This is a genomic window from Mesorhizobium sp. UC74_2 (assembly GCF_042701485.1).
Classification (GTDB): Bacteria; Pseudomonadota; Alphaproteobacteria; order Rhizobiales; family Rhizobiaceae; genus Mesorhizobium.
The window spans coordinates 3,928,442-3,952,306 of sequence record NZ_CP170562.1 but is presented as its reverse complement, the minus strand read 5'-3'; the positions used below and the strand labels follow the sequence as shown (position 1 = coordinate 3,952,306).

The window sequence follows — 23,865 nt, the reverse complement described above, 5'->3', positions numbered from 1 at the left end:
ACGATGGAAATGCTGATCCTTTTCGGTGTCTTCACCCTGTTGATGCTGATCGGCACGCCGATCGCCTTCTGTCTCGGCGTGTCTTCCCTTGCGACCGTGCTTTATATGGGCCTGCCGCCTCTGGTCGTCTTCCAGCGGCTCAACTCCGGCATGAGCGTCTTCTCGATGCTCGCCATCCCATTCTTCATCTATGCCGGCGATCTGATGGTGCGTGGCGGCATCGCGCAGAGGATCATCGCCTTCGCTGCCTCGCTGGTCGGCCATATCCGCGGCGGCCTCGGCCAGGTCAACATCGTCACCGCCACGCTGTTCGGCGGCATTTCCGGCTCGGCGGTGGCGGAAGCCGCGGCCGTCGGCGGCGTCATGATCCCGCAGATGAAGGCGCGCGGCTACGGCGCCGACTATGCCGTCAACGTCACCTCGATGGCGGCGCTGATCGCGCTGCTTTTGCCGCCCTCGCACAACATGATCATCTATTCGATCTCGGCCGGCGGGAAGATCTCGATCGCCGACCTGTTCACCGCCGGCGTCATCCAGGCCTGCTCTATGCAGCCGCACTCATGGTGACGGCCTATTTCGTCGCCCGCTCGCGCGGCTATCCGACCGAGCCGTTCCCGGGTTTTGCCAAGGTCGGCCAGTATTTCCTGATCTCGATCCCCGGCCTGCTTCTGATCGGCATCATCTTCGGCGGTGTGCGTTCGGGTGTCTTCACGGCCACGGAAAGTTCCTGCATCGCCGTGCTCTACGCCCTCGCGGTCACCACCTTCGTCTACCGGCGGATGACCTGGAACGACTTCGTGCACGCCACCTTCGGCGCCGTGCGCACCACGGCGATGGTGCTTTTGATCATCGGCATGGCAGCAGCCTTTTCCTGGCTGATGGCGTTCATGCGCGTGCCGGCCTCGCTGATCACCTGGATGAACACGATCTCAGACAACCCGATCATCATCCTGCTTTTGATCAACGTGCTGATGCTGGTGCTGGGCACCTTCATGGACATGGGGCCGACCATCATCATCTGCACGCCGATCTTCCTGCCGGTGGCGGTGGCCTACGGCATCGACCCGGTGCATTTCGGCGTCATCATGATCCTCAACTTCGGTATCGGGCTGAACACGCCGCCGGTGGGGGCCGTCCAGTTCGTCGCCTGTGCGGTCGGCAAGATTTCGGTCTGGGAGGCGATGCGCTCCATATGGCCCTTCTATGCCGCTGGCCTCGTGGTATTAGGTCTCGTCACCTACATACCCGCGCTCTCGCTCTGGCTGCCGAGCGTATTCAGATAGGCGTTTGATCATGGCATCGGAAACCGTCGAAGACCTGCGTATCGAACGCAAGCCCAAGCTCGCCGAGCGCGTGGTGGCGACCTTGCGCGCCCAGATCGTCGGCGGCCAGATCATGCCAGGCCAGAAACTGCCCACGGAAGGGCAGATGACGGAGACCTTCGGCGTTTCGCGCACCGTGATCCGCGAGGCGATGGCGAGCCTTGCCGCAGACGGGCTGGTGGAATCCAGGCAGGGAGCCGGCGTCTTCGTGCTCGAACATCCGACGCTGACGTTCTCGTCCTTCAGCCAGGAGATCAAGAAGGTCAGCCAGGCGATCAATGTGCTGGAAGTGCGCATGGGCATCGAGATCGAGAGCGCGGGGCTGGCAGCGATGCGCCGCAATGCCGCGCAGGAAGCCCTGATCCAGGAAGCCTTCTTCGAATTCGACCGCCTGCTGCATCTCGGCGAACCCACCGGCAAGGCCGATTTCGCCTTCCATCGCGAGATCGCCTCGGCCACCAACAATCCATTCTATGTCGAGATCCTCGACGCGCTCGGCGACCGCACCATCCCGTGCGACCGCGCTTCGCCCTGGTACTCGGTCGAAGTGCTGTCGAACGACTATCTGACTGGCCTGCAGCGTGAGCATCTCCTGATCCTGCAGGCGATATCGGCGGGCGATCCGGATGCCGCGCGGGCTGCCATGCGTGCACACCTGATCGCTGCGCAGGACCGCTACCGCCAGCGCCTCACCACCCAGCAGGCGGAATATCTGGCCGCCGAGAAGTCACCCAAGAAGCCCTGACCGCAGAGAGAAGCATCCCGAAATGACAGTCACCAGCTATTCGTCCCGTTATTCCATCGACCCCAATGCCGCGGCGGCCATGGGCACGGACGAGTTGCGCCACAACTTCCATATCGGCGATCTCTTTCATGCCGGTGCTGTCCATCTCACTTACACCCACTACGACCGCATGGTCGTCGGCGGCGCGGTGCCGCTGGCAACCCCGCTCGCGCTGGAGGCGATCAAGCCGACCGGCACGAAGAATTTCCTCGACCGGCGCGAACTGATCGCCGTCAACATCGGCGGTGCTGGCACCGTGCAGGCAGGCGGTGAGACCTTCGCAGTCGGCACCCGCGACATGGTCTATGTCGGCAAGGGCACCGAAACCGTTGCCTTCGCATCGACCGATCCGCAGACCCCGGCGAAATTCTACCTGCTGAGCGCGCCAGCGCATCAGGAACTGCCTGCAAGGCTGATACGGATCGCCGATGCCCGACGGCTCGACCTCGGCAGCCAGCAGACCTCGAACGAACGCTCGATCTTCCAGTTCATCCATCCGGAGGGCGCGAAGACATGCCAGCTGGTCGTCGGCATGACGCAACTGGCGCCGGGCTCGGTGTGGAACACCATGCCATGCCATGTGCATGACCGGCGCATGGAGGCCTATCTCTATTTCGATCTCGCCGACAGCGCGCGCGTGTTCCATTTCATGGGCGAGCCGGACGAGACACGTCACATCGTCATGAAGAACGAGGAGGCGGTGTTGTCGCCGGGCTGGTCGATCCATTCCGGTGCCGGCACCTCCAACTACGCCTTCATCTGGGCGATGGCGGGCGACAATGTCGACTACACCGATGTCGACCCGGTCGATATTGGTGAGCTGCGGTGAGCGATCTTTCCGCCTTCAGCCTGCAGGGCCAGCGCATCCTGGTGACCGGCGCCAACACAGGCATCGGCCAGGGCATCGCCGTTTCGGCCGGCAAGGCTGGCGCCCGTGTGCTGGGTGTCGGCCGCTCGGCCATGGACGAGACGGAGGCGCATCTGGCGTCGGTTGGTGCTTCCTTTACGCCGATCGCCTGCGACCTGTCCGATCACGAGACCGCCGCGGCTATGCTGGCTGCGGCCTGGGCCGAACACGGGCCGATCGACGGCATCGTCAACAATGCCGGCATCATCCGCCGTGGTGATGCGATCGACTTCAGTGAACAGGACTGGGACGACGTGATGGACGTCAACCTGAAATCCCTGTTCTTCCTCACCCAGGCCTTCGCCCGCAAGGTGCTGGCGGCCAGCCGAACGGGGCGCGTCGTCAACATCGCCTCGATGCTGTCTTTCCAGGGTGGCATCCGGGTGGCTTCCTACACAGCCTCCAAGCATGGCGTGCTCGGCGTCACCCGGCTGCTTGCCAACGAATGGGCGGCCAGGGGCATCAACGTCAACGCCATCGCACCCGGCTATATCGTCAGCAACAACACCGAGGTGCTGCGTAATGATCCCGACCGTAACGCCGCGATCCTCGGCCGCATCCCGGCGGGTCGCTGGGGCGAGGCCAGCGACATCGGCGACGCCACCGTCTTCCTGCTGGCGCCGGCCTCGAAATACATGCACGGCGCGGTCGTGCCGGTGGATGGCGGCTGGCTCGCCCGTTGATCAGAAGGAGTTCGGCCTGTGACAGAGATCGAGGTCTTTTCCCGCGCGGTCGATCGTGAATGGGTTGCCACGCCGGATGGCAATCGCCGCCGCGTGCTGGTCAATACCGACGAGCTGATGATGGTCGAGTTCGGCTTCGAGAAAGGCGGCGTCGGCGCCCTGCATTCGCATGTGCATGTGCAGGCAAGCTATGTCGCCGAAGGACGCTTCGAGGTGACCATAGACGGCAGGACGGAAACACTCGGGGTAGGCGACTCCTTCATCGTCCCGTCCAACCTCGTTCATGGGGTCAAGGCGCTCGAAGCGGGCCGTCTTGTCGACAGTTTCACGCCGCACCGGGCCGATTTCATCTAGGGCAATTCCAGGAAATGTGCGTAGCGGTTTTCCGTCCGGTATTGCGTAAAAGCCGAAATGCTCCAGGCCATTTGGGACGCAGGCTCACGATGCCTTGCGGCTCGACAGCTGTTCGATCTCCTCGGCCGGAAGGTGCTTGACCTCGTCCCAGAGCCGCGATTTCGCCGAATTCAGCAATCCGCGTGGATCGAGCCGCTTCTTCCAGGCGAGGTGACGGAAATCCGGTTTCATGGAACCACCTTCCACATAAGGCACATGCGGGTTGGAGGTCGGGCAACCGTGGTCGTCATAGATCCTGGCGAGTTCGAACAGGCGCTCGTCCGTCGTGTAGCGCACCACCGGCAGATCGAAAGCCACGAGCTGGTCGTTGAGCAGGGCGAATTCGTGATGCATGAGCACCTCGTCACCCAGTATCGGCTGCAGCTCGTCGATCCTGGCGCCGTCGAGCGGCGGCCGGAACGTGACCTGCAGATTGGTGACGCTGCGATCCTGCTTCAGCACCTGCAGTGTGGTGTGGTTGTAGGAGAATTCGGAAAGCGCCGGCAGATCCGAAGCTTTCAACGCCGCATTGTCGAGCGCGAGCTCCTCGACGCCGCCATGCTGCGATATCAGGCGCAACGCATTGTCGGCATCTGCCTCGGCGACCATGACGAGCAGCAGGTCGCGTCGGCGTGTCGCAATATCGCCGAGTTTCGTGATCGATGCGGCGATGCGCCTGTCGATCGTGGTCAGCAGCTTCAGGTCGATCTGCCGCGCTGAACCGAGCGCGATCCCCGCCTCGAAGGCGTGCCTGTAAGTGTCGAATGCGGCGACGATGTTGATCCACCGTGCGGAAGGCACCGTACCCAGCACGAGGTCGGTGATCACGCCATTCAGGCCCCAGGCATGGTGGATCGCCGAGATGTCCTTGCCGGTGAACTCGTGCCGCCTGGGCTCATGCTCGACGGAGAGGGCCGCGATGCGCTCGATGTTCTTGCCGTCGCGCAGCATGCCATGACGGATCGAGCCGATTCCGCCCGAGCCGCCGGCGATGAAGCCGCCGATCGTGGCGATCGCCTCGGTCGAGGGAAACAGCGGCAGTTCCCGGCCTTTCCCGGCCAGTGCCTCGTTGATCGAACCTATCCTGGCGCCGGCTTCCACGCGAACCGTGTCGCTTCCGATCTCGAGGATGCGGTTCAGGCTGGTCATGTCGACGATCAGCCCGCCCTGCATCGGGACGGCCTGGCCGTAATTGCCGGTGCCGCCGCCTCTCAGCACGATCGGCACGCTCCAGTCGAAGGCGGTGGCCAGACATTTCGACAGCTCTTCCATCGATTTCGGCACCGCCACCAGATCGCCGAAGCACGACGACAACTCGCGGCTGAGGATAGGGCTGTACCAGAAGAAGTCGCGCGAGCGCTTCTTCACCACCGAGGGCGTGTCGATGGTTTCGACATCGCCCAGCACCTTGGCAAAGGCTTTCCAGTCGATGTCATTCTTTCCCGAGATGGACATGTTTCTTCCCGCCGCTTTTTCAATGCGCGCGGTCCCGTTGATCTTGCTGGTCGCAGAAGCGCTCGAATTCACCGAGGAAACGCACGAAGTTGCGAGCCGCCGTTTCCAGGAGTTGCTCTCCGATCGCCGGCGTAGCCGCAGCAGCATTGCCGCACGCGCCTGGAGCGCTGAGGTCTTCGATCGTCCAGGCGGGCCGGGCGCGGCCGGGCGAAAGGCCGATATGGGTAAAATCGCGCTGCCAGGTCTCCGCCTGATTGGCGAAGTCGTCCGCCCGATCCATTGCGACGAGCGCCGGTTTCAGCGCCAGCATGGCGCTTGTCTCGATCAGGCCTGCATGGATGCCGAACGTGCTTTCGCGGGCATCGCCATGCCGCTCGGCCTCGTTGAAATTGTACCAGTGGCAGGTGGCGACCCTCAGCCCATGGGCGATCTTGAGGTCACGGGCTGCGATCTCGAGTACCGGGGTGTTGCCGCCATGGGCATTGAGCAGGACGAGCCTGCGGAAGCCGGTTTTTGCCAGGCTATGGGCGAGGTCGTCTAGGATCGCGAGCAAGGTTGCGGCCGACAGCGAAAGCGTCCCCGCAATCGTGCCGTGCTCATTGCTCTTGCCATAGGTAAAGCCGGGCAGGGCCAGGGTCGACGGGCCGTCATCCATCCGGGCAAGGGTCCGCTCCAGCACCGCCTCGGCGAGATCGCGATCGACCGAAACCGGCAGGTGAGGCCCATGCTGCTCAATGGCGCCGACGGGCAGGACACAGATCGTGCGCGCCCGATCCAGCGCAGCAAAGCCAGGGCGCGATAGATCTGCCCAGTAGGAGGCGCGGCGTGTCATGCGGATACCCCGGGCTGAATGTTCAGAATCGTCATCTGCCGGCCTATTGGTAGGACGCGCCGGGAATGAACGGATATTTCCCGATCAGGCTTTCGTCGATCTCGACGCCGAGCCCTGGCCCTTCCGGTGCGCTGATCGTGCCGTCAACGACTTTGATCGGACTGCCGAGCTCATCCCTGAACGCGTTGATAGCCGACACGTCGGCTTCGTAGATGAAGGCGTTCGGTGCGACGGACAGGACATGGGTGGATGCCGCGGTGCTCAACACCGACGCGCTCGTATGCGGTGCGAACTGCAGGTGCCATGCGCCGGCGAGCGCGGCGATCTTTAGGATTTCGGTGATGCCGCCGGTCTTGCAGCAATCTGCCTGCACGAACTGGATCACCTGCTCGCTGATCAGCGCGCGCAGCTCATGGCGGGTGAAGTGGTTTTCGCCCGCGGCGAGTGGTGTCGAGGTGATGTCGCGCAGGCGCCGGTAGCCTGGCACGTTATCGGGCGTGAATGGCTCCTCCAGCCATGCCAGCCTGCCGGCTTCGCATATCTCGGCGATGCGGTGGACGTCCGCCGTGCGGTAGCGGGTACCGGCATCCGCGGCCAGCACGATGGCGTCACCGAATGCTGCGCGCACGCCGGCGACACGCTCGAGGTCCTTTTCCAGCGTGTCGCCGACACGCAGCTTCATGAAGTTGTAGCCCTGGGCGATGTAGCGCTCGATCTCCGCCGTAAGCTCCTCGACCGGCTGGAAGCCGAGGCTGATCCCGCCGGCATAGGCCGGGATCGGTCGCCGCTTGCCGCCAAGCAGCCTGTAGACCGGCTGGCCGAGGTCCTTGCCCTTGATGTCCCAGAGAGCGAGATCGACACCCGAAAGACCAATCACGGCGGCGGCACCCGGGCCGTGTGTTGCAATGAAACGGCGATAGCTCCTGTCCCAGATCGCCTCGGTCTCATGGGCTTCCAGGCCGATGATCGAAGGGCCGAGGGCGTCGTTGATGAAGGCGGCGATCGTGCTGGGCGTCTGGGCATGATGCGCCTCGCCGTAGCCGACGATGCCGTCCTGCGTCTCGATGCGGACCAGCACCATGTCGCGTTTGGCCGAACGACCGACGGCGAAGGTCGCTCCGCCCGGTGTCGGGCAGGACAGCGCGAAAGCCTGCACGTTTTTGATCTGGGTCATCGTGACGCCTTTCCGGTATCAGCCCTTCACGGCACCGCCGCCGACGCCGGCAACGAGGTGCTTCTGAAGGAAGAAGAAAATCAGCAGGATGGGTGCCGCCGTCACCACGCCGCCAGCCATCAGCATGCCCCAGTCTGTCGTGTATTGGCCGATCAGCCCGGAGAGACCCAGCGGCAGCGTGCGGTTCTTTTCCGACAGGATGAAGGTGGAGGCGTAAAGGAACTCGTTCCAGGTGTGGATCATCACCCAGGTCGCCACCGCGACGATGCCCGGCCGCGCCATTGGCAGGATAACGCGCCAGAAGGCTTGCCAGCGCGTGCAGCCGTCCAGTCGCGCGGCATCCTCCAGCGAATGCGGTACCTGGGCGAAGAACCCGCGCATCAGCCAGACGCACAGCGGCAGCATGTAGCTCAGATACACCGGGATCAGGCCGAAGAGGCTATCCAGCCAGCCGAGGAACTTCAGCTGGATGTAGAAGGGGATCAGCAGCAGCACCGGCGGGAACATCTGCCCGTAGAGCATGAACAGCGGCAGCATCACCGAGCCCTTGAAGCGGTGGCGCGCCATGGCATAGCCGGCGGTGACCGACAGCAGGACGGTGATGACGGTGACACTCAGCGTCAGGAACAGGCTGTTCAGCGCAAAGCGCCAGAACTGCGCGCCGACCAGCAGGTCGACATAGTTCTGCAAGGTGATGGTGTGCGGCACGATCGAGGGCGGCCGCGCGAAGATCTCGTCCTTTGCGCGCAACGACGTCGCGATCATCCAGTAGAAAGGAAAGATGCACCAGATGAAGGCGGCCCACAGGCCGGCATAGAGCAGCACCAGGCGCACCGGTTTGGGCGTGCGTCTTCGCTTAAGGGGAGCGCTGGAGCGGTCCCGCGCCGTCTGGCGTGCTGGAGAGGATGTCGACATCTCAGTCGGCTTCCCTGGACTGGATGAGTTTCAGGTAGATCGTGGTCGCGATGACCAGCCCAACGAACAGCATGGTCGCGACGGCTGATGCCCTGCCGAGGTCGAAGCGCTGGAAGCCATATTTGTAGGCCAGAGTGAACAGGATCTCGGACGAGTTGAGCGGTCCGCCCTCTGTCATCAGCCAGATCGCATTGAAGTTGTTCACCGTGAGGATGAAGGTCAGCACGGCGGCGATGGCGAAGGAGACGCGGATCTGCGGCAGGATCACATGCCACAGCATCCGCCAGCCCGAAGCTCCGTCCATCGATGCGGCTTCCAGAATGGATTTGGGCACGAGTTGCAGGGCGGCCAGCAGGAGCAGCATCACGAACGGTGTCCCTTTCCAGATGCTCTCTACCGTTACGGCGTAGAGCGCTGTGGCAGTATCACCGAGCCAGGGATGGTAGTCGTTGATGACGCCCAGCCGCACGAGCATCTCGTTCACGATGCCGACGCTGGGGTCATACATCCAGCGCCATGTCAGCACGGCGACGACGCTCGGTACTACCCATGGCACCAGTATGCCGGACCGGAAGAAGCCGATGCCCGGAACGATGCGGTGCAGCAGCAGCGCCAGGGCGAGGCCGAGTCCGAGTTGCGCCACGACATTCAGCACCACCCAGATCACCGTGTTGATCGAAGCGCGCACGAAATTCGGATCGGCGAAGACCCGTTCGAAATTGCGCACGCCGACGAAGGGCATATCGCCGCTGTTCAGCGTGCGCAGGGTCACGTCGTAGAAGGCCGAAGTGATGCCGGATACCACCGGATAGACCACCACCCCGATGGCAATCAGTATGGCCGGCATGACCATGAGATAAGGGTAGAGACGTGCACCTGTGCCGTTCTCGAAAATCGAGGACCAGTGCGGTTTCAGCCCCGTCGTTTCCCGCGCGCGCGTCGTCATTTATTTGGCCAGCAGGTTCTCGATTTCCGCGTTGGCTTCCGCCAGGGCCTCTGCCGCGGGCTTTCCACGTATGACGGCATCCCACATATTGCCCAACACGCCATGCATCTCGCTCCAGGAGGCAACGACGGGACGGGGGTGACCCGCGCCGGCTTGCACCATGAAGGGCTGCATTTCCTTCGGCAGCTTGGCGATTGCTTCGGGTGTCGCTGCCGCAGCGGTCGCTGACAGGCGCTCATATTTGCCCATCAGTTCGATGCTGTGTTCGGCGGTGAGCCATTCGACCAGTTGGAACGCTGCCTTGGGCGAGGCGGTACCCTGGCGGATGGCAAGGTTGTAGCCACCGATGACTGTGGCGTCTTGTTTGCCCTTGGGCAGAGGGTGGATCGAGAAGGCCAGGTTTGGCGCGTTCTTCTTGATGGCGGAGATCGCCCAGTCGCCGCTGATCACCATTCCGGCGCGCTCCTGGATGAACGGAGCGTGGACTTCGTCCCAGTTGCCGGCCGTCAGCACCGACTCCGGCATCGCCTTGTCTTGCGTGTAGAGCCTGGCCAGGAAGTCGACCGCCGCGACCGCTTCCGGATCGGTGACATGCGACTTGCCTTTGTCGTCGATGATCTCGCCACCGGCCTGCCAGATGAAGGGATAGAGCTGGAAGGCGCCCATGCGGTTGGAGCCGAAGCTGATGCCGTAGGTGCCTTTTTCAGCGTTGGTCATCGCCACGGCCGCCGCCCGCAACTCTTCCCAGGTGGTCGGGGCCTTGTCGATGCCAGCCTGCGCCAGCATCTTGTCATTGACGATCAGGGCTGCGTTGTTGGTGTAGAGCGGCAGGGCATATTGCTTGCCCTGGTAGCGGCCGCCCGCGAGGGGACCTGGCTGGAACTGCGCCGCCAGCGGCGCGGACTGCTCGGTGATGTCCATCAGCAGTCCCGCATCGGCAAGCCCGGCCACCCAGGCGATGTCCAGCGCCATGACGTCGGGCCCGGCACCGCCGGACATGGCAACGAACAGGTTGCGCTCCATCTCCATGTGCGGAACGGCCTGCACCTCGACCTTGTTGCCGGTTTCCGCTTCGAACTTCTTGAGCTCGGCATAAAGCGGTGCATCCGGGCCGGACGCCAACGGCGCGTTCACCCAGAGCACCAGATTGTCGGCCCAACCGGGTGCCGTTCCCATCCCGGCCACGATCGCGGCAGCCATGGCGCCACTCTTCAGCACGTTCCTCATGTTTCTCCTCCACTTATGCCCGCCGCAAACCTTCTCCCAAGGCTTCACGGTGGCGGATTAAGTCATGACGCTTATCCATTCGATGTCGGCGCCGAACCACTTCGAGAACACGGCCAGTTCAGGCTCCGATGTCCCGCCCTTGTTGGCGCCTTTCACGATGCCGATCGCCTCCACGGACCAGCCGTCCTGTCCTTGCGGCGTCTTCGAAGCCTGCTCGGCGAAAACGATCTCCACCGCGCGCCGCGTCTGCGCATCAAGCGCCAGCACAAGGCGGGCGCCCTTGCGGATGAAGATCGGCATCCTGTCGAGGGGGACGTCGTGGATGCGCCAGGTCGACCCGTCGACATAGGTGCCGGAAAGCACATCGAACCAGCTTCCTTCGGGCAGGTAGACCGCCCGCGTATTGCCGTAGAAGGCGACCGGCGCGACCAGTATGTCGTCGCCCAGCATGTATTGCTGATCCCAATCGTTGATCGCCGACCAGTCCACTTGCGGAAAGGACAACGGCATCATGCGCAGCAGTGGCAGGCCGCCGCTTGCGGCCACGTGCCCATGACGTTGGAACACCGGCAGCAAGGAAAGATGCAGGCGCGCGTAGTCGTCATACACCGCGACGGATATCGCATCCATGTCCCACGGCTCGCGGCAACCCAGTCCGTGCAGCATCATCAGCGGCGTGAAGCAGGAGAACTGCGCCCATCGCGCAAAGACCTGCGTGGTCGGCGTGCCGAAGTAACCGCCGAGATCACTGCCGACGAACGACCAGCCTGCGAAGGCGGCACTTTGCGCGGCGCGGACCGCCGAGGGCAGGCCGGTCTTGGGGCAGAAGTCGGAGGTCTGGTCGCCGCTCCAGATCGGGGCGCGAACGCGCGGCGAGCCCGAGCGGCTGATGATGGCCGGAGTTCTCCCGTCGAAAGCAGCGATTGTCGCCTCGAGGTAATAGCGGACGAAGGCATTATGAGCCTGTCCGCCCGTTTCCCCGGAATGCAGCAGTGCGTGTTCGGGAAGCTGCTCGCCGAAATCCGCCTTGAAGCCCTTGATGCCGCGCTCGAGCAGTTTCCGCAAATTCTTCGACCACCAGGCGCTGGCCTCCGCATTGGAGAAGTCGATCAAGGCGGCGACGATGTTGGGATTGGCGCCGGGCCTGCGGGTGATGGCGGAGCCTTCCGCGTCCCTGATCGTGTAGCCCTTTGTGCTGGCATAGGTGAACGATTTCGTGCCGACGACCACCCAGGGACACAGCCATAGGTAAATATCCGTGCCATCCGCGGCCATGCGGGTGACCATGTCCCAGGCGTCGGGATACTTCGTGGTGTCGAATTCGAAGGAATGGACCTCGCTTGCCCAGTAGGCATCGATCAGCTTGACCGCCATTGGCAGGGAGAGGTTGCGGTAGCCCGCAATGTCGGCCTCCACGGTCCTGGCATTCTCAATGCGCCAGTCTCCGGCCTTCCACAGGCCGAAGAAGGAATCCTCCGGCAGTATCGGCGGGCCGATGCGTTCGATCAGTGCCAGATAGAGCTGGTCCAGGGTGCCGAGATCGATCTCGAGCTCGAGTCGGTTTCCCTCGATCTGAATGCGCAGGACGTTCGGGTCGAACGGAGCCGCGACATGGAACATCGCAGCCGCCTCGCCAGGCAGATAGACGGCGTAGCCGAGCGAGGTGGCAATCCAGGGCGACGGCAGGTAGGTGCCGTTGCCGAGGCCGAAATTCTCGAGATAGTACCGCACCGACTGGCCGCGCAGGTTCAGCGTCTCGAAGCGTTCGCCACCGCCGAAAGCCTGGAATGCCTTTGGCACCGCGAAGACGATCTCCATCGCTTCGGCCTGCGGATGCGTTGCAACGATGTGTCGGCTGTCGCCTCGTCGCGTCGTCGATACGGAAAGTTCGCCGCTTTGTTCGAAGGCACCACTTGTCCACGATCCGCCGGCGGTACGCCAGCCGAGGCCGATCGGTCGGTATGCCGCGCCGGCCGGAAAGTTTGCTCTGCCCATCGTCTCAGACATGGTCGACCTGCACGCCAAGCTGGCGGCCGAGATGTAGCACCGCGTTGGCCCAGCGCCCGTACACGGCGGTGACGTGGTGTTCGTAGCCTTCGTCGATGAAGTGGCGGATCAGGGTTTCTGAATCGGCCCTGTCTGGCCTGAAGAAACCGGCAGCACGATTGGCTTGCGATTGCTGGGCCAGCATCTCGCCCTCGCTGACGAAGATGCGCAACTGCCCGTCGGCACGCAGCGACAGGCGCATCAAGGTCATTGGTCCGGCTTTCAGCGGAAAGGTCTCCTGCTTTAGCACGGGGTCGAGCGAACGTGGCCCATCGGCCAGGCGCGGGCTCACGCCATAGTGCCAGAGCACCAGCCTGTCGTTGTGACGATCGATGCCGGAGATGTCTGTCAGGAAGGGCAGGGAGGCTTCGTCGAATGCGCGGGCGACCAGGGCCGTGACGGCGCCCATGACATCCCCTTCCGGCGCAAGCGGTACAGAGCGATCGGACAACTCGCCAAGCGCTCCCCAGGTCCCCTTGAAGTTCTCGGCATAGAGGATCTCTGGCCAGTCGCGGATCGCGATGGCATCGGCCTTGACCTTGTCCAGTCCCGCCGCAAGCCGCGCATAGGTGCGGCCGAGCGTGGCGCGTCCCACTTCGTCATCACCGCCGTCGAAACTCGCCTCCGCCCAGCGCTTGCTGGCCACGGCCTCGGCCTCAGGCTCGGCCTTGCAGCCGTCGAGGAATTTGACGAGCGTCATCTGCTCGATCGTCACGTCCAGATGCCGGCGGATCGTCCACGGATCGACAGCCAGGTTGGTGAACCAGTCGGCATGCGCTCCGACAAGGGCGATGCGGGCGCCGCGAATGCGCCCGTGCGCACGGGACGCTGCGGTGAAGGCGGCCAGGTCCTTGGCCAGTTCGGCATCGTCGGGATTGCCGAGCAAAAGCGTGAAACCGCGCCCGAACCGCGTCAGGGTCGAAGCCCAGAGCTGCACGCCGCACAGCGAGTTGGTGATGATCTGGTCCGTCTCCTCCAGCGCCCACAGGGCGATAGGCAGGCGACGCTCACCGAGATGCGAAAGCACTTCATGCAGCAATTCCGCAGTCGCGAAGGTGGAGAGCTGAATGATGAGTGCGTCCAGGTTATCGAGGTCAAATTGCTCGAACGCTTCGCTGCAGCTTGCGCGGTCACGCGCCAGTTTCGATGCAATGGCGAACTGGCCGGCCAGCCGCTCCGAGCCGAGAAGCGCCGAGGTGTGCGTTATCAATTCGGTTGCCGCGGCTTCCGAAAACAGCGGCGAGGCGACAAAGACAACACCGACACGCCCGGTGGCCTGCGGGTTCTGGGTCAACATTCAGGCGATCTCCTCCAGCGTGGCATGTTGACCGGTCTTGTCGTCCAGTGCACCGCCACGTACGAAACAGTAGGCCGCATAGTGCAGCGCCGCCTTAGGGTCGTTGCCGATCAAGGGTTCGATGAACGAGAGCTCCAGGCGCTCCGGCGAATAGCCGCCAAGCAGGCTCTGGTTCAGCCCGTCAGCGATCGCCGTGCGATCGACCTCCGGCATCAGCGAGGGCCAGCCGCTGACGACGACCTTGGGGACGGAATGCAGGTTGAGCGCGTTGCCGAGGGCCAGCCCGAGCAGGAACTGCCGCTCGCGGAGCGCTTCGCGGGCGGCTGGATCGACGCTCAGCGCCTCCATGAAACGGTCGCCCTTCGTCAGGATATCCGCATCGCTCAAGCCGATGATCGGCGAAATGGCGCGCAGCGACGTGTAGGCCTCCAGGCAGCCCTTGTGGCCACAGCGGCACGGCAAACCATCGCGCTCGATCACCATGTGGCCGATCTCGAAAGCGGAGAATGCATCGACGGGTGCCGCGTCATTGACGATGACCCCGGCCACGCCATGTCCCGCGAACAGGAAGAGGTGGTCGCCCGAAATGCCATAGCCGGCCGGATGCGAATAGCGATGGAACGCAGCCTGGGCGATCACAGAATTGGTGAATGTCAGCGGCACGCCCGGCAGTGCCGCGCCCAGGGATTGCGCAAGACGGTTCATATCCCAGGGATAGATCGGATTGCCGCCTTCGCGTCCGAAGCCGGGGATGGACATTGCTGCCTGGCGCAACGCGATGCCGCGCGCGCTGATCCACTCGCCGACATTCGCGGTGCCCTCGGCGAAGAGACGTTCGAATTCCTGCTGCGAAAGCTGCGGCGATGCCGGCACGCGTTCGACGTAATCCAGCGTCCCCTTCAGGTCTCCGACACCGAAGGAAAGCCGGCTGTTGGACAGTTCGATGCCAAGGACAGCAATATCTTTGCTTAGTGTAACAAAAGCGGTCGGTGCGCCTGCATTGCTGGTTTGCTGACGCTTCTCCTCGACGATGTTCTCCTTGCGCAGTTCATTGAGGATTCTCGAGACGCTGGCTTCCGTGAGATTGGAATCTCGTGCGATTCCGGTTCGGAACGCGCCTTTCGATCGCAGAAGGCTCTCCAGAACGCTGGCTCGCGTTTCCCTTCGGCTGCGTGGAACAAATCGACCGGACATTCTGAGATCACATATTTACACAGTGTAATTATCCTGCTTTAAAAATGGCCGTTGTCAACGGGGAGCGAGAGAAGAAGTGACTGAGTTGACGCTGCGAGGTGTGCACAAGCGCTTCGGTACCGTTGACGCGGTAAAGGCGGTGGACCTGGATGTCACCGACGGCGAGTTCGTCGTGCTTGTCGGGCCGTCCGGCTGCGGCAAAAGCACGCTCCTGCGCATGATTGCAGGGCTGGAAGAGATCAGCGGTGGCGACATCATGCTCGACGGCCGCAGCCTCAACGCCGTCGCGCCGCGTGACCGCGACATGGCGATGGTCTTCCAGGACTACGCGCTCTATCCGCACATGACGGTCGCTGAGAATCTCGGGTTCTCGCTCAAGATGCGCGATCTGCCTGCCGATCAGATCGACGACAAGGTGCGTGACGTCGCGCAGATGCTCGAACTGGAACCTTATCTCGGCCGCAAGCCGCGTGCGCTCTCCGGCGGCCAGCGCCAGCGTGTGGCGCTTGGCCGCGCGCTGATCCGTGACCCCAAGGTCTTTTTGTTCGACGAGCCTCTGTCCAACCTCGATGCCAAGCTGCGCGTCGGCATGCGTATGGAAATCCGCAAGCTTCAGGCGGCACTCGGCACCACGAGCATCTACGTGACCCATGACCAGACCGAAGCGATGACCATGGCCGACCGGATCGTCGTGTTGCGGCTCGGCGAAGTCCAGCAGATCGGCTCGCCAAATGAGATTTATCAGCATCCCGTGAACAGCTTCGTGGCAACCTTCATCGGTTCACCGCCCATGACTCTTGTGCCGGCAACCATCGACATCGGCACGGGCGGCGCGGTGCTGGATTTCGGCGAAGGCCATCGGTTGCCGTTGCGGCCGGGCCGGGCTGAAGCAGCACGCCGCGCCGGCACCGACCGGATCGACGTCGGCTTGCGCGCCGAACATGTCAGCCTCGCAGGGGACGCCGCGGATGCCGGCGCCTTTGTTTCCGACGTCGTCCTGGTCGAGGACCATGGCGCCGACTCCATGGCGGTGGTTCGGCTGGGCGGACGCGAGGTCATGGCACGCGTGCGCCCGGGCAGCGTCCGCGTCGGCGAAACGTCACGTCGCTTCACCGTCGATCTCAACGCGATCCATCTTTTCCATCCCGAGACGGGCATGCGTCTTGTCTAGAGGCCGGCCATGAAATGCTCCGTCTTCTGTGTCGGACTTGCGCTCCAGGACACCATCCTCACCCTGGACCGCATCCCCGATCATGCGGTGAAAGTGTACGCGAAGCGGCGGCACGAAGTGGGCGGCGGCCCCGCCGCGACGGCGGCGGTGACGGTGGCCCGGCTCGGCGGGCATGCGTTGATCGCGGCGCGGACAGGCGAGGACAATACCGCAGCCACGATGCGCCGGGAATTCGAGGCCGTGGGTGTCGATACGACCTGGTTGCGGGCGTTCCCGGGCGTGCAATCCTCCGGCGCTGTCGTGCTGGTGGATTCGCGCGGCGAACGGCTCATCGTGGCCTATACGGACCCCGAATTACCCTCTGCGGCGGACTGGCTCGAACCGAAAAGCTGGGGCGATGCGGTGCTGTGCGACCTGACCTGGCCTGAAGGCGCACTGCGATGCCTGCACGCCGCCCGGGCCGCCGGCATTCCTTCGCTGCTCGATGCCGACATCTCGCGTCACGCATCCGGCACCGTCGCCGCGATCGTGGGAGCTGCCGACCACGTCATCTTTTCGCGCCCCGGCCTTGCCCAGTTCACGGGAACGGATTCGATCGAAGAGGGGCTCAGGCGCGCGCGTCGCGCGTCACACACCCTCGTGGGCGTAACGGATGGCGCGGATGGATTCTTCTGGCTGGAGGATGGCAACCTCCGAAATGCGCTGCCGCCCCGTGTTGGCGTCGTTGACACCACGGGCGCCGGTGATGCGTTCCACGGTGCGTTTGCACTGGCGCTGGCGAAGGGCCGTCCTGTTGTGGATGCGATCGCCTTTTCCAACACGGTTGCCGCGCTGAAATGCACCCGTCCCGACGGCCGCGCCGGCCTTCCCGATCCGGCTGAGCTTCGCAACTTCGCCCCCGGACTCGACCTTGACTGGCTAGTGGCCGGAGCGTGATCCGGTCCCTGGCGGCCTAGAAAGTCGGTGGCGTACAGGTCCACAGGATGCTGGCGGGTTCGTCGCCGGTGTTGCGGTAGGAATGCGGCACATGCGAACGGAAGCAGAAGGCATCGCCTGCCTGCAGGCTGTGCACGACGCCGTCGAGGTTCAGCTCGATCCTGCCGCGCAGCACATAGCCGGTCTCTTCACCTTCATGGGTGATGGCCTCTCCGCTTTTGCCGCCGACATCGATGTGGTGGATCGTGCTCTGCAGGAGATGGCCGCCCTTGTAGGGAATGATGCGCTCGAACGAAACGCCGGCACCATCACCCGGCCGGTTGTCGAGCGTCACCACTGGCCGTTCACCGGCGCGGAAGACGGGCGTGTCTTCCGGCTCGGTCTCGTCGAACAGCCAGCTGATGTTGGTCTCCAGCACCCGCACCAGCCGATGGATCAATGGCAGCGAAGGCAGCGCCTTGCCGTTCTCGGCCTTGGAGAGCAGGCTCTCCGAACAACGGCTGCGGCGGGCAAGCTCCTTCAGCGTCAGGCCCTTGGTCTGACGTGCAAGTTTGAGCTTGATGCCGACCCGGCGCCGGGCGTCGGACAGGTTCTCGATTTCCTGGTCGAGCACCGACCCTGCCGCATCCATCATGTATCGGACCTCCCTGGTCCGTTGACTCGATCGTTACCGGTTCAGTGCGCCATGCCGCCGTCGACCATCATCGATTTGGCGGTAATGTAGCGCGCCTCCTCGGAGGCGAGAAACACATAAATCGGCGAAACCTCCGCCGGCGTTCCCTGCCTTCCGAGCGGCACGATGCGGCGGACGACCTCTCCGTGTGGTTCGACGCCACCCATATAATCAATAGCCGGCGTGTTGAAGGGGGTGTCGATCCAGCCCGGCAGGACCGAATTCACGCGGATGTTGGCCGGGGCCAGTTCCTGCGCGAGCGCGGTGGTGAAGGCGATCACCGCGCCCTTGGCCGCGGCATAGGCAGTCATGCCCGGCGCGCCACGCAGGCCGGCGAGTGAAGATGTGGTGATGAAGCTGCCGCCGCCGGCGCGCTTGATGGCCGGGGCGCCATATTTGGCAGCGAAGAAGGTGCCGCGCGCGTTGACGCTGAAGATCGCATCCCAGGTCGTGGCTTCGACCTCGTCGATGGCGCCGGTGCGCATCAGCCCGGCCAGGAAGACCAGCGTGTCGAGGCCGCCGAGTTCGCGCTCGGCATAGTCGACGGTGTTACGCACCGAGTCCTCGTCGCGCACGTCGCAGGCCACGCTGTGGGCGGTCGCGCCGTGCGAGCGGGCAAGTGCGGCCGCTTCCGCCGCCGCCGGCTCGTTGATGTCGGCCACGACGACGGCGGCGCCATTGCGGGCGAAATCCTCCACGCAGGCGCGCCCGATGCCGGTTGCGGCGCCGATCAGCAAAGCCCTCTTGCCAGCTAGTCTCATCTGTTGGTTCTCCTCATTGTGTGAAGGGCGATCACGCCTGTGCGGCTGTGCCGATTGCGGTTTTGGGCCAGGAATTGACGAGGGCGGCCCAATAGAGCGCGCCATAGGGGATCAGCGCGTCATTGAAGTCGAAGCCCGGATTGTGCAGCGGCGTGCGGTTGCCGTTGCCGATCCAGGCATAACAACCCATCTTGGCGTCAAGCATGAAGGCGAAGTCTTCCGACGCCATGCTCGGCTCGAACTCGGTGATCACCGACTGCTCGCCCCAGGTCTCGGCTGCAATGACCGCGGCTGCGGCCGCCACACCAGGGTCGTTGATGGTGGCTGGATATTTCGGCGTGAAGGCGAGCACTGCCTTCACATCATGCGCGATGGCGATGCCGTTGACGATCTGCTCCAGCCGCTGTTGCACCGTTGCCCGTGCCTGCTCGGAGAAGGCCCGCACAGTGCCGTGCAGCACGACTTCCCCCGGCAACGCGTTGAGCGAATTGCCGCCATGGATCTGCGTCAGCGACACCACGACCGGTTGCATGGCATCCACGGCACGGCTGGTGATGCTCTGCAGGCTGCTGATCAAGGTGCCCGCCGCGACGATGGCATCCGTGCCGAGATGCGGCAGTGCCGCATGGACGCCCGATGCCTTGATGGTGACGGTGAAAAGGTCCATCGCCGCCATCATCGGCCCGGGCCTGACCGCAACGGTGCCGAGCGGCAGCCCCGGCCAGTTGTGCAGCCCGAAAATGGCATCGACCGGGAAGCGGTCGAACAGCCCTTCCTCGACCATCCTGCGGCCGCCGCCTTCGGCTTCCTCGGCTGGCTGGAAGATGAAACGCACGCTGCCGGCGAGGCGGTGACGGGACAGATAGTCGGCTGCTGCAAGCAGCATGGTCATATGCCCGTCATGGCCGCAGGCGTGGCTCACACCATGGTGACGCGAGCGATAGGTGAGCTTGCTTTCCTCAAGGATCGGCAATGCGTCCATGTCGGCGCGCAAGCCGAGTGCCGGCCCGGGTTCATCGCCCTCCAGCGTCGCGACAAGACCGGTTCCTGCAAGACCCGTCTCCACCGCGAGCCCCATTTCGGCGAGGCGTTCCGCGATATAGGCAGCAGTCTTGTGTTCCTGGAAGGCCACTTCCGGGAACTGGTGCAGATGCTGGCGCCATCCGGCATAGATTGCCTGGCGGTCGCGAAAAAAAGCCTCCGCCGATCCCACGCGCCGACTTCCGTTCTGGTTTTCGATGAGGGTCACGCAGGTGTTCCATTCGATGCGCTTGCTGGCTCTGACGGCGGCAGGCTGTCGGCGCGCAGATGGCAGGCGCTGGTGTTCACGCCGACGTCGGCCCCGCGCACCGGATCATCGATGGCGCAGCGGTCGAACGCGAACGGACAACGCGTGCGGAAGCTGCAGCCCCGCGGGATGTCGATCGGGTCCGGCGGCTCGCCTTCCAGCAGATAGGTTTCCATCCGGTATGGCTTGTGTTCGACGGTCGGCACGGCGCTGAGCAGCGCCCGTGTGTAGGGATGCGCCGAACGCTCGAACATGGTTTCGTTGTCGGCCAGTTCGACGATGCGGCCGAGATACATCACCGCGATGCGGGCGCAGACCCGCCGCACCATGGCGAGATCGTGCGAGATGTAGACATAGGTGATGCCGCGCCGGGCCTGCAGCGTTTCGAACAGGTCGAGCAGTTTTGCCTGTTCGACCTGGTCGAGCGCCGACAGCGTCTCGTCGAGGATCAGCAGTTCAGGTTCCAGCGCCAGCGCGCGGGCGATGTTGACCCGTTGCCGCTGGCCGGCGCTCAGCCCGACCGGCAATTGATCGTACAGCGTTTCGGGCAGGCCGACCTCGGCCATCACCGCCTTAACCTTGGCCTCGATCTCGCGGCGGCTGCCGAGCCCGTGGATCAACAGCGGTTCCGCAATCGTGCGGCCGATCGAACAATGCGCAGCGATGGCGTTGTATGGATCCTGCAGCAGCAACTGAAAGCGTCGTCGCAGCGCCAGCAGGTTGGTGCCGCGCAATGTGGCGATGTCCTGGCCTTCGAACAGGATCTGGCCGCTGTTCGGCGCTTCGAGGCAGCTCAGCAACCGCGACAGCGTGGACTTGCCGCAGCCCGATTCCCCGATGATGCCGAAGTTCTCGCCGCGCCGGACGGTGAAGGAGACGCCACGGACCGCCTTGACCTTGCGATGGGCGAAGATCGCTTTGCGGTCGCGGACTTCGTAGGTCTTTTCGACATCACGGACGTCGAGCACGACATCGGCGGAAGACGGCCTGGGGATTGTCGCGCCGATCGACCAGAGCTTCGGAACCTTGGCGATCAGCTTCCGCGAATAGGCATGCTGGGGCTTCCGCAGCAGGTCGGAAACCGGGCTGTGTTCGACGATGCGGCCGCGGTCGAGCACGATCAGGTCGTCGGCGATCTCGGAAACAATGCCGAGCGACGACGAGATGAACACCACCGCCGTGTCGAAGTCCTTCTGCAGGTCGCGCAGCAGGCGCAGGATCTGTGCGGCCACCGTGACGTCCAGCGGCTGTGTGATGTTGTCGGCGATCAGCAGCCTGGGGTTGGAGACCAGCGCATCGACGATCAAGGCGCGCTGCATCATGCCGCCGCTGAACTGAAACGGATATTCGTCGAAGCGCTGGGTCGGCGAAGGAATGCGCACGGCATCCAGCGTGTCGATCACGCGCTTGCGTGCCGCCTCGCGCGAAAGCTGCGGCGAGACGGTGCGCAGCTTTTCCAGGATCTGGTGGCCGACCGGTACGGTGGGATCGAGCGCGCTGGTTGGATTGGCGCCGATATAGGCGATCTCGCGGCCGCGCAGCCGCGCCATCTCGGCCTCCGGCAAGGTCAGAAGATCGCGCCCGCCATAGCGGACGGTGCCACCGGTGACCTTGAGCGGCTGCCGTACCCAGTTGACAAGCGCCCGCGACAGGATGGTCTTGCCGGAACCGCTTTCGCCGATGATGCCCAGCACCGAGCGGGCGTTCACCGTCAGGTCGATATCCGACAGCAGTTGCCGTTCGCCGGCGGCTCCGTCGATGGCGACCGAGAGGCCGCGTACCATCATCAGTGGTTCGGAGGTTGCGGCAGGCAGCGTTATGATCTTGCCCATCATGCGCCTCCCTGCAGGATCTGGTTGCGCGCCCGTTCCAGCACACCGCCCATCAGGTTCAGGCTGCTGAGCGCCAGGGCGAGCAGCACGCCGGGCACGATGGTGATCCACCAGGCGTTGAGCAGATATTGCGTGCCCGACGAGATGATGGTGCCGAAGGTCGGGGTCGGCGGCTGGATGCCGATGCCGATGAAGCCGAAGATCGCTTCGAAGATCATCATGCGCGCGACGTCCAGCACCGCCACGAAGGCGATTGGCGGCAGGATGTTCGGCGCGATGTGAAGCACCATGATGCGCAGGTCTCTGGCACCGAGGATCTTGGCGGCGCGCACATATTCCTTCTGCCGTTCCGACAGCGTCACGCCACGCGACACGCGGGCATAGACCGGCCAGCTTGCCAGGATCAGCACGGCGATCACCGATGCGGGTGAGGGGCGTGACATACCGAGGATGGTGATCGCCAGGATGACCACCGGGATCGACATCTGCACGTCGGTCAGCCGCATCAGGATCACGTCGACCCAGCCCCCGCGATAGCCGGCATAGATGCCGATGGCGCAGCCGATGACGAACATGCCGACGACGCTGACCACGCCGATGGCGAAGGCGTTGCGCAGCCCGATCAGCGATCGCAGCAAGAGATCGCGTCCGAGCTGGTCGGTGCCGAGGAAATGCGGCAGCTTGCCGCCTTCCATGAAGATCGGCGGCAGGAACTTGTCGGTCACGTTCATTTTGGTCGCCGAGGCGTCGATGATGAAGGGGCCGAGCACGGTGAGCAGCGCCAGCGCCAGGAACACCGAGGCTGCCACGCGCATCTCTGTATAGCTCCAGGCACGGCGCAGGATACGGGCGGCGACGCTGCGGCTCCTGGCTGGTTGGCTGGTTTTCGGCAAGGTAGCCTGTGCGGTCGAACTGTTCATCTGCCGGCCTCAGAACTTCAAGCGACGGTCGATGGTCGTCGAGGCGAAGTCGACGAGCATGTTGATGGCGACGAGCACGCCGCTGGCCAGGATCGCGACGGCCTGGATGATCGGGAAGTCGCGCTGGAAGACGGCGTTGATCGTCAGCATGCCGAGTCCCGGGTAGCTGAAGATGTATTCGACGACGAACAACCCGCCGAGCAGCATGCCGATCATCTGGGCGCCGAACAGGTTGAGCAGCGGCACGGCGGCGTTGCGCAGGACGTGCCTGGCGATCATCGCGCGGCGCGACAGGCCTCGCACCAGGCCGACATCGAAATAGGTCTCGCCGAGATTGGCCGCGACGGAGACGGAGATGGCGCGGATCAGCACCGGCGACAGCTCGATGGCGAGCACCATCGCCGGGATGATCGTGTAGGCGAAACCCTTGTAGCCGATCGCCGGCAGCAGGCCGGTCTTGGCCGACAGCAGGAAGATCAGCACCACGCCGACCCAGATGTTGGGCAGCGATACGAGGAAGGAACTGACATAGAGGCCGAGCCGGTCCGGCCAGCGTCCGCTGCGCAGGCCGGCGGCAAGCCCGATCGGCACCGAGACCAGCAAGGTGAAGGCGATGCCGAGCGCGGCAAGCTGCAGGCTGTAGGGCAGGGCAGTGCCGATGAGCTCGGCGACCGAGGCCCGGCTCTCCGGATCGAAGCCTGCGCTATCCTGCGACCCTCCGGTGCTGCCGCCCTGGACGCCGCGGATGAACGACCGCCCGAGGTCGCCACTCGCGACCTGCGTCACGAAGCGGCCGAACTGGACCAGGATCGGATCGCGCAGCCCAAGGTTCCTGGCTGTTTCCTCGAGCACGCTGGCCGGGGTCATCGGCCCGAGGATGATGCGGATCGGATCGCCCGGAACGATACGCAGCAGCGTGAAGATCACGAAGGCGACGAGAAGCACGATGACCAGACCCTGGCCGATGCGGCGCAGGAAGAATTCGAACGCGAATGCCATGACCTCTTTCTCAGACAGCAAGCGCAGGCGATAGCCGGATCGACCGCCGCCGCGCGGCGCGTGATCCAGAGATCATGCGCGAGACAAAGTGATGTGCGGCACCAGCGGTG

General features: G+C 64.0%; 21 protein-coding genes and 1 pseudogene. 7 read left to right on the top strand and 15 right to left on the bottom strand.

All coding sequences use genetic code 11. The features are described from left to right. Positions 1–3: 3 nt before the first annotated feature. The 5 genes and pseudogenes from ACFJIU_RS19200 (at position 4) to ACFJIU_RS19180 (ending at position 4,050) form a co-directional block, all read left to right on the top strand. Positions 4–1,283: pseudogene (locus ACFJIU_RS19200) on the top strand (TRAP transporter large permease). A gap of 10 nt (positions 1,284–1,293) precedes the next feature. Then, positions 1,294–2,067 (top strand): FadR/GntR family transcriptional regulator, encoded by a 774-nt coding sequence (locus ACFJIU_RS19195; RefSeq protein WP_379062542.1) that lies wholly within the window; start codon positions 1,294–1,296, stop codon positions 2,065–2,067. 22 nt (positions 2,068–2,089) lie between these two features. Then, positions 2,090–2,935 (top strand): 5-dehydro-4-deoxy-D-glucuronate isomerase, encoded by an 846-nt coding sequence (gene kduI / locus ACFJIU_RS19190; RefSeq protein WP_379062540.1) that lies wholly within the window; start codon positions 2,090–2,092, stop codon positions 2,933–2,935. Next, entirely contained in the window at positions 2,932–3,696 is a 765-nt protein-coding gene (kduD, locus tag ACFJIU_RS19185; protein ID WP_379062538.1) for a 2-dehydro-3-deoxy-D-gluconate 5-dehydrogenase KduD, read from the top strand. Before kduI ends, kduD begins: the two co-directional genes overlap by 4 nt. 18 nt (positions 3,697–3,714) lie before the next feature. Beyond that, positions 3,715–4,050 carry a cupin domain-containing protein gene (locus ACFJIU_RS19180; protein ID WP_379062536.1) on the top strand — a complete coding sequence of 112 codons (336 nt, stop codon included), beginning with the start codon at positions 3,715–3,717 and terminating at the stop codon, positions 4,048–4,050. An 84-nt stretch (positions 4,051–4,134) separates the two neighbouring features. Here ACFJIU_RS19180 and ACFJIU_RS19175 read toward each other — a convergent pair whose 3' ends face one another. The 9 genes from ACFJIU_RS19175 to ACFJIU_RS19135 are packed head-to-tail and all read right to left on the bottom strand — an operon-like array spanning position 4,135 to position 15,175. Then, positions 4,135–5,544: an FAD-binding oxidoreductase gene (locus ACFJIU_RS19175; protein ID WP_379062534.1), complete on the bottom strand. Its 1,410-nt coding sequence runs from the start codon at positions 5,542–5,544 to the stop codon at positions 4,135–4,137. Positions 5,545–5,563: 19 nt separating this feature from the next. Beyond that, complete coding sequence (locus tag ACFJIU_RS19170; RefSeq protein ID WP_379062532.1) at positions 5,564–6,376, bottom strand: creatininase family protein; 813 nt, start codon at positions 6,374–6,376, stop codon at positions 5,564–5,566. Positions 6,377–6,419: 43 nt separating this feature from the next. Further along, positions 6,420–7,550 (bottom strand): mandelate racemase/muconate lactonizing enzyme family protein, encoded by a 1,131-nt coding sequence (locus tag ACFJIU_RS19165; protein ID WP_379062530.1) that lies wholly within the window; start codon positions 7,548–7,550, stop codon positions 6,420–6,422. Positions 7,551–7,568: 18 nt separating this feature from the next. After that, complete coding sequence (locus tag ACFJIU_RS19160) at positions 7,569–8,465, bottom strand: carbohydrate ABC transporter permease (RefSeq protein WP_379062528.1); 897 nt, start codon at positions 8,463–8,465, stop codon at positions 7,569–7,571. A 1-nt stretch (position 8,466) separates the two neighbouring features. Beyond that, positions 8,467–9,411 carry a carbohydrate ABC transporter permease gene (locus ACFJIU_RS19155; RefSeq protein WP_379062526.1) on the bottom strand — a complete coding sequence of 315 codons (945 nt, stop codon included), beginning with the start codon at positions 9,409–9,411 and terminating at the stop codon, positions 8,467–8,469. Next, on the bottom strand, positions 9,412–10,638 hold the full coding sequence (locus ACFJIU_RS19150) for an ABC transporter substrate-binding protein (RefSeq protein ID WP_379062524.1): 1,227 nt from the start codon (positions 10,636–10,638) through the stop codon (positions 9,412–9,414). 57 nt (positions 10,639–10,695) lie between these two features. Continuing rightward, on the bottom strand, positions 10,696–12,645 hold the full coding sequence (locus ACFJIU_RS19145; RefSeq protein ID WP_379062522.1) for a TIM-barrel domain-containing protein: 1,950 nt from the start codon (positions 12,643–12,645) through the stop codon (positions 10,696–10,698). Next, positions 12,638–13,981, bottom strand: coding sequence for a hypothetical protein (locus ACFJIU_RS19140; RefSeq protein WP_379062520.1), 1,344 nt, complete (start codon positions 13,979–13,981; stop codon positions 12,638–12,640). The genes ACFJIU_RS19145 and ACFJIU_RS19140 overlap by 8 nt, the downstream gene beginning before the upstream one ends. Continuing rightward, entirely contained in the window at positions 13,982–15,175 is a 1,194-nt protein-coding gene (locus tag ACFJIU_RS19135; RefSeq protein ID WP_379062519.1) for an ROK family protein, read from the bottom strand. 76 nt (positions 15,176–15,251) lie between these two features. Here ACFJIU_RS19135 and ACFJIU_RS19130 point away from each other — a divergent pair, with 76 nt between their 5' ends. Both ACFJIU_RS19130 and ACFJIU_RS19125 read left to right on the top strand, forming a co-directional pair. After that, positions 15,252–16,346, top strand: coding sequence for an ABC transporter ATP-binding protein (locus tag ACFJIU_RS19130; RefSeq protein ID WP_379062517.1), 1,095 nt, complete (start codon positions 15,252–15,254; stop codon positions 16,344–16,346). Between the two features lie 9 nt (positions 16,347–16,355). Beyond that, on the top strand, positions 16,356–17,282 hold the full coding sequence (locus tag ACFJIU_RS19125; protein WP_379062515.1) for a PfkB family carbohydrate kinase: 927 nt from the start codon (positions 16,356–16,358) through the stop codon (positions 17,280–17,282). Between the two features lie 16 nt (positions 17,283–17,298). On the opposite strand, the gene ACFJIU_RS19120 is transcribed toward ACFJIU_RS19125, so the two are convergent. From ACFJIU_RS19120 to ACFJIU_RS19095, 6 genes are read right to left on the bottom strand one after another with little or no spacing between them, the layout of a single operon-like run. Next, a complete protein-coding gene (locus ACFJIU_RS19120; protein WP_379062513.1) occupies positions 17,299–17,916 on the bottom strand; it encodes a cupin domain-containing protein in 618 nt (205 codons plus the stop codon). A 41-nt stretch (positions 17,917–17,957) separates the two neighbouring features. Beyond that, complete coding sequence (locus ACFJIU_RS19115; protein WP_379062511.1) at positions 17,958–18,716, bottom strand: SDR family NAD(P)-dependent oxidoreductase; 759 nt, start codon at positions 18,714–18,716, stop codon at positions 17,958–17,960. 31 nt (positions 18,717–18,747) lie between these two features. Continuing rightward, on the bottom strand, positions 18,748–19,965 hold the full coding sequence (locus tag ACFJIU_RS19110) for a M20 aminoacylase family protein (RefSeq protein WP_379062509.1): 1,218 nt from the start codon (positions 19,963–19,965) through the stop codon (positions 18,748–18,750). After that, positions 19,962–21,839, bottom strand: coding sequence for a dipeptide ABC transporter ATP-binding protein (locus tag ACFJIU_RS19105; RefSeq protein ID WP_379062507.1), 1,878 nt, complete (start codon positions 21,837–21,839; stop codon positions 19,962–19,964). The genes ACFJIU_RS19110 and ACFJIU_RS19105 overlap by 4 nt, the downstream gene beginning before the upstream one ends. Then, positions 21,836–22,756 (bottom strand): ABC transporter permease, encoded by a 921-nt coding sequence (locus ACFJIU_RS19100; RefSeq protein ID WP_379062505.1) that lies wholly within the window; start codon positions 22,754–22,756, stop codon positions 21,836–21,838. Before ACFJIU_RS19100 ends, ACFJIU_RS19105 begins: the two co-directional genes overlap by 4 nt. A gap of 9 nt (positions 22,757–22,765) precedes the next feature. After that, positions 22,766–23,755, bottom strand: coding sequence for an ABC transporter permease (locus tag ACFJIU_RS19095; RefSeq protein WP_379062503.1), 990 nt, complete (start codon positions 23,753–23,755; stop codon positions 22,766–22,768). Between the last annotated feature and the right edge of the window lie 110 nt (positions 23,756–23,865).